Source organism: Pseudomonas sp. LM13 (genome assembly GCF_041381355.1).
GTDB lineage: Bacteria > Pseudomonadota > Gammaproteobacteria > Pseudomonadales > Pseudomonadaceae > Stutzerimonas > Stutzerimonas frequens.
This window is the reverse complement of the sequence record NZ_JACBXH010000011.1, coordinates 1-12,161: the sequence shown is the minus strand read 5'-3', so window position 1 is coordinate 12,161 and position 12,161 is coordinate 1. Positions and strand designations below refer to the sequence as shown.

Here is a 12,161-nt window from a genome sequence, read left to right as displayed (position 1 = left end):
TCAGCGCCCCTTGCGGTTTGCCTGCCTGACCGATGTTGCTGACCAGGCGAGTGTTCGGGATTGCCACGTTCCCCGAGTCGCATCTATTCCCCGTTTAGGCTTCGTCTATCCCCCGACAGTTGTGTGGTACCGCACCACAAGCTTTGACTGTGATGCCAACTGCTATGCCGTTTTTGGCTGAGGCCAATAATTGCCGTAGGCCCGTCGATAGTTACGAGGGTTCTGGCGACGATTCACATGCGTTAGCCATGCGGGATAGGTCATTAGCCTCGTCGCGTCCGTGCAATTCGGACGTGAAGCGTTCTCCGTCACCGGATAACACCCTCTTGCGAGCGAGACATTGTTAATCGGGCTTCACACCTCAGGGTTGGCCCCTGACGCATGCCGATCTAATGAACTGGCGGGTACACGCCAGGCTCGGTACTCCCTAAACAAGCAGAGCTGAGCAATGCGATTCGGAGCTTGACGCTCCGCGCTTGGTTTAACGTCCCCCAACGTCTCACGACGGTGATAAAGGCTCGATGCCCAACGTGAGGGACGAAATCTGCCCAGAGGGCGGAATTCACCCTCTGGGTTAGACATTATTTGTAACAATCGAGCTAGGCTAGATTGCAACTTTCTGGTTTCTACACCCCATTGCGGACCCATTTTGGGTGCGAATTGATGCAGATTCATTGCCTAGCCTCGTAAAAACGCAGAGCGTCCGAAGCGTAGGATTACCAGGCTGAGCCGGGTACATTAGCTGCTGTTTTAAGCATTAACCCCTTGAAACAAAGGGTTTGGAGCCATGGTGCAGTTAACCAAACCAAGCGCGACACGTGCACACGTGTCGCACCAAAGCGCCTATCATAGCGGACCCGTCAACCCCCTGACAGAGCAATGCGCTCAGGGGATACCGCCATCAGTGACTGGCGGCACTCGGTAACGACGACCCTTGCAGCGGCGCGCCCGCACCAACGAAACGGAACCCCTCCCGATGATCAAACTGCACACCAACTACGGCGTCATCACCGTCAATCTGTTCGAAGACAAGGCTCCGGAAACCACTGCCAACTTCAAGGAATATGTGAAGAGCGGCCACTACGACGGCACCATCTTCCATCGCGTGATCAGCAATTTCATGATCCAGGGCGGCGGTTTCGAGCCAGGCATGAAGCAGAAGTCCACTCGCGCGCCGATCAAGAACGAGGCCAACAATGGTCTGTCGAACAAAACCGGCACTCTGGCCATGGCGCGCACCATGGAACCGCATTCGGCGTCCGCGCAGTTCTTCATCAACGTGAAGGACAACGACTTCCTCGATCACAGTGCGCCTACCGTACAGGGTTGGGGCTATGCCGTGTTCGGCGAGGTGACCGAGGGCATGGATGTGGTCGAGAAGATCAAGGGTGTGGCAACGACCATGAAGTCCGGCCACCAGGACGTCCCGGTCGAGGACGTGGTGATCGAGAAGGCCGAGATCGTCGAGTAATCGCGAGTGATCCTGCTGATCTCAGATCTGCATCTGGAAGAGGAACGCCCGGACATCACCCGGGCGTTTCTGCATTTTCTCGCGACGCGCGCTACCCAGGCCGAAGCCCTATACATTCTCGGTGACTTCTTCGAGGTCTGGATCGGCGACGACGCCATGACGCCGTTCCAGGAATCGATTGCCCGCGCCCTGCGTGCGTTGAGCGAGCGCGGCGTCAGAATCTATCTGATGCACGGCAACCGCGACTTCATGCTCGGCCAGACCTTCTGCCGCAAGGCCGGCTGCAAGCTGCTGGCTGACCCGAGTGTGGTCCAGCTCTGCGGCGAGCCGGTACTGCTGATGCACGGCGACAGTCTGTGTACCCGCGATGAAGGCTACATGCGGCTACGCCGGCTGCTGCGCAACCCCGTCAGCCTGTTCGTTCTGCGCCATCTTCCGCTCGCGACTCGCCGGAAACTCGCCCGCAAGCTGCGCAACGAAAGCCGCAGCCAGACCCGCATGAAAGCCAGCGACATCATCGACGTCACCCCGGAACTGATACCCGGCGTGCTGGCCGAACATGGCGTTCGCACGCTGATCCACGGTCATACTCATCGACCGGCAACCCACGACTTCGTGGTGAATGGCCAACCCGCCAAACGGATCGTGCTGGGCGACTGGGATCGGCAGGGATGGGCACTGCAGGTGGATGAAAACGGCTACCACCAGGCGCCATTCGCCCTGAGCTAGGCTGCCAGCGGCACGCCGCTGTGAAACCGGAACTCGCTGTCCGGGCTTTCGATCAATTCCCGTTCCCGCTCGCGCACCCGAACGATGGTGGCATCCACATCGGCGGCGTCGCCGTACTGATAGGCCAGCTTCAGGTAATCCTGGAAGTGCCGCGCTTCCGACTTGAGCAGCCCGTGATAGAACTTGCCCAGCTCTTCATCCAGGTGCGGTACCAACATGGCGAAGCGCTCGCAAGAGCGCGCCTCGATAAAGGCACCGATCACCAGCGTGTCGGTCAGTCGATAGGGCTCATGATTGCGTACGAGCTCGCGCAAACCGGCGGCATAACGAGACGAGCCAACATTGCGCAACTCGATCTCGCGGCGACGGATGATCGCCAGCACCTGCTCGAAATGGCGCAACTCCTCCCGCGCCAGACGCGACATCTTGTTCTGCAGATCCGGCTTGTCGACATAGCGGAACATCAACTGGAACGCCGACCCCGCTGCCTTTTTTTCGCAGTTGCCGTGGTCGATCAGCATCACGTCCTGATTCTGCAAGGCAGCGTCTACCCAGGCAGCGGGAGTGACGCAGGCGAGGAACTCATTCAGATCAGGAAGCATGTCGAACCTTGCATATTCAGGAACAAAATACTGGGTCATCGCGTGGTGCCGGCCGACACCGCGCGGGCATTATACGAATGCCGCGCGGAGCAGCCAGTCTTGCTTGATATACATCACAACTGGCGTCGCAGGCTTGTCTATAGTTGACCAACCCGCATCAGGAAATGGAGCCGATCATGCAAGCCATTCGCTGCATCCTCGTGGTAATTGACCCGAACCAGCCACAAGAGCTGGCCTTGAAACGAGCACGCCTGATCTCGTCCGTCAGCCAATCACACCTGCATCTGCTGATCTGCGACACCAGACACGACCACAGCGCACACCTGAACGCATTGCGAGAGCAGCTCGAATCCGAAGGCCATCAGACGACTACGCAACAGGCGTGGCACGAGAGCGTCCACCAGACCATCATCAGCGTGCAACAAGCAAAAGGCTGCGGCCTGGTGGTGAAGCAGCACGTGCCGGACAATCCACTGAAGCGCGCCCTGCTGACTCCGGAGGACTGGAAGCTGCTGCGCTACTGCCCCTGCCCGGTATTGATGGTTAAAACCGACAAGCCATGGACCGGCGGCAACATCCTCGCCGCCGTGGACGTTGGCAACGCCGACCTCGAACACCGCACGCTGCATACGACCATCGTCAATCACGGATTCGAGATCGCCAACCTCGCCGATGGCAATCTCCACGTCATCAGCGCCCATCCATCGGCGATGTTGTCTGCCGCAGATCCAGCCTTTCAGCTGAAAGAGACCATCGAGGCGAGATATCGCGACGCCTGCAAGCAATTTCAGGAAGATTTCGCTATCCCGAACGAACGTCTGCATCTAGTCGAAGGGCCGGCCGATGCATTGATTCCCCGCGTTTGCCATCAGCTCAATGCGGTCGTAACCATCATCGGAACTGTGGCACGAACCGGATTCTCGGGCGCCCTCATGGGCAATACTGCGGAAGTGGTACTCGATACGCTGGAAAGCGACGTCCTGGTACTCAAGCCAGATGACATCATCGATCACCTGGAAGACCTTGTGCGCCATTGACCCCATGCGCGGAAGCCTCGCCAGAGGCTTTCGCCTTCACACCCTCAGATCCATACCCTGGCGTATGAATTGCGGAGCGATATAGCGATCGTAGTGGGCCTCGGAAAGTAGAAAAAACTCTCGGTCAATGGCATCTCGCAGCTCAGGCAGCGCCCAGTCGCGAAACTCGGGCAGCAGACTGATTCCGTACGCGTCCAGCTGTTGGATAAGCCGGGCACCGCGCGCGATCAGCTGATAAGCCCAGCAGTAGGGAGATTGCTCGGCCACGAAGCGAATCTGCCTCGCTTCCAACTGCTGCCGCAGCAGCACGGCATCGAAGATCTCGAGTTTCGCCACCATCACCTGAGCGAGAAGAATCTCGAGGCGCCGCCAGACCGCCAACTTTTCCTGTTCAGCGTATGCGTTCCAGTTGACCACCTCGTGGTGAAAGCGCTTGCAGCCGCGACAGACGACATCGCCGTACACGGTCGAACAGAGGCCTACGCAAGGAGTTTTGATGCGCTGAGTGGACATGAGCAGAAAAGCGGCATGGAGTACGGGCTGAGCATCTTAGACTTTTGTCCTACCAGGGTCACTCGCGCTGACGTCCGGATGGCGGCAAATCACGCTGAAGCCCAGGCCAGACGGTGCTCAGCGCATTCGTGGCGAGCCGACAGGCGCTGGCGCAACACCCACAGCAAGCGGTCCTCGACTTAACTTCACGAGCCATTTCCAGTAGACTCAGCCCGCCGTTTTTGGCGCCACATTCCATACGAAGCTGTTTTCAAAGCGTCACGAGCACAGTTGAACCGGCTGCGTGCCGGATGCGCGGATTTGCCTTTCTCCTGCCCATCCGGCCTCGCCCGCCCGGCGTAAAACTTTGAAAACAGCTTCCGGATGCGCGTCCCGAAACACCCAAGGGACCAATGATGAGGGTAAAAACTGTGCTTGAAGCCTATCGCAAACACGTAGAAGAGCGTGCCGCCCAGGGCGTTGTGCCCCAGCCGCTGAACGCCGAACAGACCGCCGGCCTGATCGAATTGCTGAAGAACCCGCCAGCGGGCGAAGAAGCATTCCTCGTTGACCTGATCACCAACCGCGTCCCCGCGGGCGTCGACGAGGCTGCCTACGTCAAGGCCGGCTTCCTGTCCGCCCTGGCCAAGGGCGAAACCTCTTCTCCGCTGCTGAGCAAGCAGCGTGCCGTCGAACTGCTGGGCACCATGCAGGGCGGCTACAACATCGCCACCCTGGTCGAGCTGCTGGACAGCGCGGAACTGGGCGCAGTCGCCGCCGAGCAACTGAAGCACACCCTGCTGATGTTCGACGCCTTCCATGACGTCGCCGAGAAGGCCAAGGCCGGCAGCCAGCACGCCAAGGCCGTCATGCAGTCCTGGGCCGAAGGCGAGTGGTTCACCAACCGCCCGGCGGTTGCCGAAAAGATCACCCTGTCCGTGTTCAAGGTCACTGGTGAAACCAACACCGACGACCTGTCGCCGGCTCCGGATGCCTGGTCGCGCCCGGACATCCCGCTGCACGCCCGGGCCATGCTGAAAATGGCCCGTGATGGCATCAACCCGGACGTGCCGGGCTCGGTTGGCCCGATCAAGCAGATGGAAGAACTGAAAGCCAAGGGCTTCCCGGTTGCATACGTCGGCGACGTGGTCGGCACCGGTTCTTCGCGCAAGTCGGCCACCAACTCCGTGCTGTGGTTCTTCGGTGATGACATTCCGAACGTACCGAACAAGCGCGCCGGTGGCTTCTGCTTCGGCACCAAGATCGCTCCTATCTTCTACAACACCATGGAAGATGCCGGCGCCCTGCCGATCGAGTTCGATTGCAGCAACCTCGCCATGGGCGACGTGATCGACGTCTATCCGTACGCTGGCAAGGTTTGCAAGCACGGCACCGATGAAGTCATCACCACTTTCGAGCTGAAAACCGACGTGCTGCTGGACGAAGTCCGTGCTGGCGGTCGTATCCCGCTGATCATCGGTCGCGGCCTGACCGAGAAGGCCCGCGCCGAGCTGGGTCTGGCTCCGTCCACCCTGTTCAAGAAGCCGGAAGCGCCGGCTGATAGCGGCAAAGGCTTCACCCTCGCACAGAAGATGGTCGGTCGCGCATGCGGTCTGCCGGAAGGCCAAGGCGTTCGCCCGGGCACCTACTGCGAGCCGAAGATGACCACCGTCGGCTCCCAGGACACCACTGGCCCGATGACCCGCGACGAGCTGAAGGACCTGGCCTGCCTCGGCTTCTCCGCCGACCTGGTGATGCAGTCGTTCTGCCACACCGCGGCCTATCCGAAGCCGATCGACGTCAATACCCATCACACCCTGCCGGACTTCATCATGAACCGCAGCGGCGTGTCGCTGCGTCCGGGCGACGGCATCATTCACAGCTGGCTGAACCGCATGCTGCTGCCGGATACCGTTGGTACCGGTGGTGACTCGCACACCCGCTTCCCGATCGGTATCTCCTTCCCGGCCGGTTCCGGCCTGGTCGCCTTCGCTGCCGCCACTGGCGTCATGCCGCTGGACATGCCGGAATCCGTACTGGTGCGCTTCAAGGGCCAAATGCAGCCGGGCATCACACTGCGCGACCTGGTTCATGCGATTCCCTACTACGCCATTCAGCAAGGCCTGCTGACTGTCGAGAAGAAAGGCAAGAAGAACATCTTCTCCGGCCGCATCCTCGAGATCGAAGGTCTGAACCAGCTGACCGTCGAGCAGGCGTTCGAGCTGTCCGACGCCTCCGCCGAGCGTTCGGCTGCCGGTTGCACCATCAAGCTGCCGGAAGAGTCGATCGCCGAGTACCTGAAGTCGAACATCACCATGCTGCGCTGGATGATCAGCGAGGGCTATGGCGATGCTCGCACCCTCGAGCGTCGTGCCCAGGCGATGGAAGCCTGGCTGGCCGATCCGAAGCTGCTGGAAGCCGACAAGGACGCTGAATACGCCGCTGTGATCGAAATCGACCTGTCCGAAGTGAAAGAGCCCGTGCTCTGCGCACCGAACGACCCGGACGATGCCCGCCTGCTGTCCACCGTTGCTGGCGAGAAGATCGATGAAGTCTTCATCGGTTCCTGCATGACCAACATCGGCCACTTCCGCGCTGCCGGCAAGCTGCTCGACAAGGTCAAGGGTGGTATTCCGACCCGTCTGTGGCTGGCTCCGCCGACCAAGATGGACGCTCACCAGCTGACCGAAGAAGGCTACTACGGCATCTACGGCAAGGCTGGCGCGCGCATGGAAATGCCGGGCTGCTCCCTGTGCATGGGTAACCAGGCTCGTGTTCAGACCGGCTCGACCGTCGTCTCCACTTCGACCCGTAACTTCCCGAACCGCCTCGGCGACGCCACCAATGTATACCTGGCCTCGGCCGAACTGGCAGCGGTAGCCTCCATCATCGGCAAGCTGCCGACTGTTGCGGAGTACATGGAGTACGCGAAGAACATCGACAGCATGGCTGCCGACATCTATCGCTACCTGTCCTTCGACCAGATCGCCGAGTTCCGTGACGCTGCGGAAAAGGCCAAGATCAAGGTCGTCGAAGTCTGATGACGCTGTAATGCAATAAAAAACCCCGCTTCGGCGGGGTTTTTTATGCCCACGGATTTCTTCGCCGGCTGATGTTTATCCGGTCAACCATTTGTATACGGCAGCATCGCAGCCGCCAGCCGCGGCCCGAAGCACAGCGGCGGCACTTTTACTACAGACAAAGAAAAGCCCGGACTATGCCGGGCTTTTCGAGCTTGAAGGCTTCAGCTCAGCATTACTGAACCTGAGCTTCTACCTCGGCCTCAACACGACGGTTGATCTGACGACCTTCCTCGGTGGAGTTATCAGCAACTGGACGAGATTCGCCATAACCGACGGAGTTCACACGACCGCCTTCAACGCCATACTCGTTGACCAGAACGTTGCGTACTGCTTCAGCACGACGCTCGGACAAGCGCTGGTTGTACTGGTCGGTGCCAACGGAGTCGGTGTGACCTTCGACCACGGTGGTGGTTTGCGGGTACTGCTGCATGAAATCAGCGAGGTTCTTGATGTCGCTGTAGCTTTCTTCGCGGACGCGCGACTTGTCGAAGTCGAACTTGACGTCCAGCTCGACGCGTACGACTTCCGGAGCCGGTTCCGGCTCGGTGTCAACGATCGGAGCCGGAGCCGGTTCCGGAGTCGGCTCAACGGCTGCAACCTGACGGGCGCCGCCACCGAAGTTCAGGCCGACACCAACGCCAGCCATCCACTCGGCTTCGTCGGCATCGATGTTGTACATGCCGTCAACGCTCGCCTTGGCGAAGAAGTTCTCGGTGAAGTAGTACTTCACGCCAGTACCCACGTTGGCGAAGGTGCTGCGGTCACGACCACTGCGGGCGGCCTGGCCAATGCTCTGATGCGCAACGCCAGCGGAGACGTACGGACGCAGACCAACACCCGGAGCGCCAAAATGATAGGCAGCATCGAGGGAAGTCAGGCTGCCCTTGATGTTCTTGTGACTACCATCGGCGCCCGGCTCCTTAGAGGTCAGGTCATGGTATTCGCCGTAGGAGAGACCCAACGAAACATCGTCGGTAAGAAAATAGCTGGCGCCAGCGCCATACAATTCGCCATCACGCTGAACGTCGCGCGAGCTGTCAGTGAAATAGAGCTTACCGAACGCCTCCACCTCTACGGCACCCTGTCCTTGAGCCAGCGCGCCGAGAGAAGTCGCGGCGACTATCGAACCGATTACGACGCCTAAGGTGTTTTTAAGTTTCATCCGTAAATCCCCATCTGGTGGTTAGTATCAGAACAATCTAAGGAACCCGGTTGCATGTATGCCCAAGCTGTTCGCTACGGGTAAGACAAGTTTGACGGGCTAAGTTTCACTTTGATCGGAAAATTTTTCCCGCAGCTTGTCCAGTGCGCGCTTGTAACGCATCTTCGTCGCGCTAAGCCCCATGTGCATGATATCGGCGATTTCCTGAAACTCGAGTTCAGCAACAAAACGCAACACCAATATCTCCCGATCGATCGGGTTTACATGCACCAACCAACGATCCAGACCCGCCTTCTCTTCGAGTTTAGGCGCCTTCTCATCGGATGCTTCTTCCAGCGGATCGAGGCTAAGCGCATCGAGCAGGCGCCGTTTGCGGCGCTCTTTACGATATTGCGTAATGCATTCGTTGTAAGTGATGCTATAGAGCCATGTTTTGAACTTCGATTTACCTTCGAAGTTCTTCAACCCATATAACACCTTGAGCATAACTTCCTGGCATACGTCATCGGCATCCCGCTCGTTCCCCAAGTAACGTGCACAAACATTGAACAACGTGCGCTGATAGCGACGCATCAGCTCTTCATACGCTCGGGTTATATGAAACAGTTCGACGTGAGCATGCCGCACCAGCTCTTCATCGCTGAGCTGGCGTGGATCGTAGCGCGAAATGGACGTTGGGGTTTTAGTCAAGACGCTTCGAGCCGGCAGTCAAAATCTCGGCCGCCAATCATGGAAACCGGAAAAAAGGCGACGTACTTTACCAGATACTCAGGGCTAGCGGCTGCCGACTCGCTGTTCGAGTAGCACTTTGTTCGCCACGGACATCAGCTCGCCGTCATCGGTAAGCAATAAGGTTTTCACCGTACCGATTTCCTCGATCTGGCCTTCCATGTCTGGCAGCCGTATCTTCTGACCCACTTCGTAGAGCTCACGCACATAGATTCCAGCCAGTATCTGACTTACCAGCTCACGACTACCGAGACCAAGGGCCAGCGCAACCGCGAGGCCGACCGTGATCAGAACGATGGCAATCACATAATTGAGCAGCTCGGTCTTGACCTCGAGCTGCCCAATCGCCACGGAAATGCTGATGATTATCACCAGGCCCTGCGCCATTCGCGCCAAACCATTCGCGTAATCAAGGCCGACACCCTCGGCGGCGCCTCGAACCAGACCGCTCAACAACTGCGCCAGCAGGACACCAGCGAGCAGAACCAACGCAGCGCCGAAGACCTTCGGCACATAGAGCGCAAGCATGTCGAGGGTTGCCGAAACGCGCTCCAGCCCCAGCGATTCGGCGGCCGAGACCAGGAAGATCAGCAGCACGAACCAATACACCACCTTACCGATCAAGGCTGAGACCGGAATGCGTATGCCCGCTCGGCCCAACAGTTTGGTAAGCCCGGTTCCGGCCATCAGCCGATCCAATCCGACCTTGGCCAGCACTTTGGATAACAAGGTATCGAGTAGCTTGGCTACCACGAACCCGAGCAATACGACGACCACGGCGCCGAACAGACGGGGAATAAAGGCCGCTACAGATGCCCAAAGCGAGCTCATCGCCGACAGCAGACTTTGGGTCCAGGGATCGAATTCCATGATCAATCAGCCTTATCGAAAGAACGGTTGGAAGCAGCCCGGCGGGAAACCGGTGCGAGATGTCGCGAGCCGCTATTGACGCCCATCAGCAATGCTTCGAGCCAGTGCCCTACCAGAGCAAACAGGTCGCCAGCGCCCACCTGCCGGTTGGCCGTCTTCAGCACTCGCCCCAGGCAGGCATCGTCATCGTGCACGGAGGGCTTGTTGAGCAGATCTCGCAGGGATTCTTCAAAGGGATCGCGCATGCAAACCTCGCTAAAGTATGTGGCCTAGACGGTCTATGGCCGGTCGGGAGTCACATTCAGAGCCAGCGGAGGCGCCGTAGCATCCACCATTGCAGCAAGGCGATACTGCCTATCAGCGCGCAGGCTACGGCGAACCCGTACGGGAAGTCGGCACCAGGTATGCCCCCGACGTTGATTCCGAGCAACCCCGTGAGAAAGCTGAGCGGCAGAAAAAAGCCAGTAATGATAGCAAGCAGATACATGGTTCGGTTCATCCGCTCGCTCAGCCTGCGGTGTTCCGACTCCAGCACCAGATTGATCCGCTCCCGGACCATTTCGAGCTCTTCGAGATAACGGATCAAACGGTTGCTGAGCTCGTTCCAATACTCGGTGTCGTCCTCGACGAACCAGCTCAATCTGTTGCGCGTCAGCTGACCGTAGAGCTCCCGCTGGGGCAGCAGGAACCGGCGCAGGCCTGCCGCCTGCCGACGCAAGGAGAGCATCGAATCGTGCTCGGGGGTGTAGCGCTCGTTCGCCTCAAGCGCTTCTTCTTCCTTATCGATCCGCTCGGAGAGCTGCATGACGAGATCATCGACGCGATCGGTCATCGCCTCAGCGAGATAGATCAGCAGTTCAGACGCGGTTTTCGGCCCCCTTCCCTCCGACAGCAGCTGTATGACCACCTCCGTAGAGCGCAATGGTCGCAGTCGAAGAGAAATGACCCGTTGCCGGTCGGCGAACACGCGCACGGACACCATGTCTTCCGGTTCTGCATCGGGGTTCAGATTGACGCCGCGCAGGAAAAGCAGCAGCTCCTCCTGAGGCAAGGCCAGCATGCGAGGCCGCGTGTTCTCTTCCAGCAGCACATCGCAGGCAAAGGCACCGAGTCCGCTCTGCCTGCGCAACCAATGCTGCGCCTGGGGCTGGCTGCGATCCCAGTGCAACCAGAGGCTTTCATGCCCCTTCAGTTGCAGGGTAGGCAGGTCCTGATAGCCGATCTGTCGGGCACCGCCGCTGCCATCCAGAACAAACGCGTGGATCAGGCCGTTTTGCTCGCTGTGAAATTCCCGCATCGATGTATCGTCGTCACTCATGAAAAGCCCGGCGTCGCCGGGCTCGGAACAAATAGCGGGTATGCCCCGCCAGTGCAGCGGATTACTCCGGCATGGACAGCGGCTCCGGCGACACGATGATGCCGTTATTGTCGGCATAAACGTATTCGCCCGGGCGGAATGTCACGCCGCAGAAAGTCACTGGAACGTTGAGATCGCCGATACCACGCTTGTCAGTCTTCATCGGGTGGCTGGCCAGCGCCTGCACGCCCAGCTCAGTCTGCGCGAGAACATCGACGTCGCGCACACAGCCGTAGATGATCAGGCCTTCCCAGCCGTTGCGTGCCGCTTTCTCGGCGAGCATGTCACCCAGCAGGGCGCGACGCAAAGAGCCGCCGCCGTCGACAACCATCACCTTGCCAGTACCATCGACATCAACCTGATCCTTGACCAGTGAGTTGTCCTCGAAGCACTTGATGGTCACGATCTCTCCGCCGAAGGAGTCGCGGCCACCGAAATTGCTGAACAGTGGTTCGACGACCTGCACCAGGTCAGGATAGGCGTCGCACAGATCAGGCGTGACGTATTGCATGGAAAGCTCCTTCTGCTAGGGATAACGACCTTTGAACCATCTGGCGCGACATATTAGCCGCAAGCGGCCAGTGGCGGAACGGACAGGGATTTTCGGTGCAAATGAAAACGGGGCTGAC

Annotated in this window: 12 protein-coding genes; 4 read left to right on the top strand and 8 right to left on the bottom strand. The window is 59.1% G+C overall.

Going from position 1 to position 12,161, the window contains the following annotated elements:
* The first annotated feature begins 976 nt into the window (after positions 1 to 976).
* Positions 977 to 1,471, top strand: a complete 495-nt coding sequence (locus HZR81_RS09680; protein ID WP_063543050.1) for a peptidylprolyl isomerase — start codon at positions 977 to 979, stop codon at positions 1,469 to 1,471.
* A gap of 6 nt (positions 1,472 to 1,477) precedes the next feature.
* A complete protein-coding gene (gene lpxH / locus HZR81_RS09675) occupies positions 1,478 to 2,200 on the top strand; it encodes a UDP-2,3-diacylglucosamine diphosphatase (protein WP_063543052.1) in 723 nt (240 codons plus the stop codon).
* Here the strand turns inward: lpxH and HZR81_RS09670 are convergent.
* Positions 2,197 to 2,802: a MiaE family protein gene (locus tag HZR81_RS09670; protein ID WP_063543054.1), complete on the bottom strand. Its 606-nt coding sequence runs from the start codon at positions 2,800 to 2,802 to the stop codon at positions 2,197 to 2,199. The genes lpxH and HZR81_RS09670 overlap by 4 nt on opposite strands.
* 176 nt (positions 2,803 to 2,978) lie before the next feature.
* Here HZR81_RS09670 and HZR81_RS09665 point away from each other — a divergent pair, with 176 nt between their 5' ends.
* Positions 2,979 to 3,839, top strand: a complete 861-nt coding sequence (locus HZR81_RS09665; RefSeq protein WP_500127968.1) for a universal stress protein — start codon at positions 2,979 to 2,981, stop codon at positions 3,837 to 3,839.
* Between the two features lie 36 nt (positions 3,840 to 3,875).
* Here the strand turns inward: HZR81_RS09665 and HZR81_RS09660 are convergent, their stop codons facing one another.
* Positions 3,876 to 4,352: a DUF1289 domain-containing protein gene (locus HZR81_RS09660; RefSeq protein WP_500127967.1), complete on the bottom strand. Its 477-nt coding sequence runs from the start codon at positions 4,350 to 4,352 to the stop codon at positions 3,876 to 3,878.
* A 410-nt stretch (positions 4,353 to 4,762) separates the two neighbouring features.
* Between HZR81_RS09660 and acnB the strand changes: the two genes are divergently transcribed.
* A complete protein-coding gene (acnB, locus tag HZR81_RS09655; RefSeq protein WP_500128006.1) occupies positions 4,763 to 7,372 on the top strand; it encodes a bifunctional aconitate hydratase 2/2-methylisocitrate dehydratase in 2,610 nt (869 codons plus the stop codon).
* Positions 7,373 to 7,586: 214 nt separating this feature from the next.
* Here acnB and HZR81_RS09650 read toward each other — a convergent pair whose 3' ends face one another.
* From HZR81_RS09650 to rraA, 6 genes are all read right to left on the bottom strand, one after another.
* Positions 7,587 to 8,576: an OmpA family protein gene (locus HZR81_RS09650; protein WP_500127966.1), complete on the bottom strand. Its 990-nt coding sequence runs from the start codon at positions 8,574 to 8,576 to the stop codon at positions 7,587 to 7,589.
* A 99-nt stretch (positions 8,577 to 8,675) separates the two neighbouring features.
* A complete protein-coding gene (sigX, locus tag HZR81_RS09645) occupies positions 8,676 to 9,266 on the bottom strand; it encodes an RNA polymerase sigma factor SigX (protein WP_063543062.1) in 591 nt (196 codons plus the stop codon).
* 84 nt (positions 9,267 to 9,350) lie between these two features.
* Complete coding sequence (locus HZR81_RS09640; protein WP_500127965.1) at positions 9,351 to 10,175, bottom strand: mechanosensitive ion channel family protein; 825 nt, start codon at positions 10,173 to 10,175, stop codon at positions 9,351 to 9,353.
* 2 nt (positions 10,176 to 10,177) lie between these two features.
* Positions 10,178 to 10,420, bottom strand: a complete 243-nt coding sequence (locus HZR81_RS09635) for a CrfX protein (RefSeq protein ID WP_110777102.1) — start codon at positions 10,418 to 10,420, stop codon at positions 10,178 to 10,180.
* A gap of 56 nt (positions 10,421 to 10,476) precedes the next feature.
* Positions 10,477 to 11,472 carry a divalent cation transporter CmaX gene (cmaX, locus tag HZR81_RS09630; RefSeq protein ID WP_162621608.1) on the bottom strand — a complete coding sequence of 332 codons (996 nt, stop codon included), beginning with the start codon at positions 11,470 to 11,472 and terminating at the stop codon, positions 10,477 to 10,479.
* An 82-nt stretch (positions 11,473 to 11,554) separates the two neighbouring features.
* Entirely contained in the window at positions 11,555 to 12,043 is a 489-nt protein-coding gene (gene rraA, locus HZR81_RS09625; protein WP_110777103.1) for a ribonuclease E activity regulator RraA, read from the bottom strand.
* Between the last annotated feature and the right edge of the window lie 118 nt (positions 12,044 to 12,161).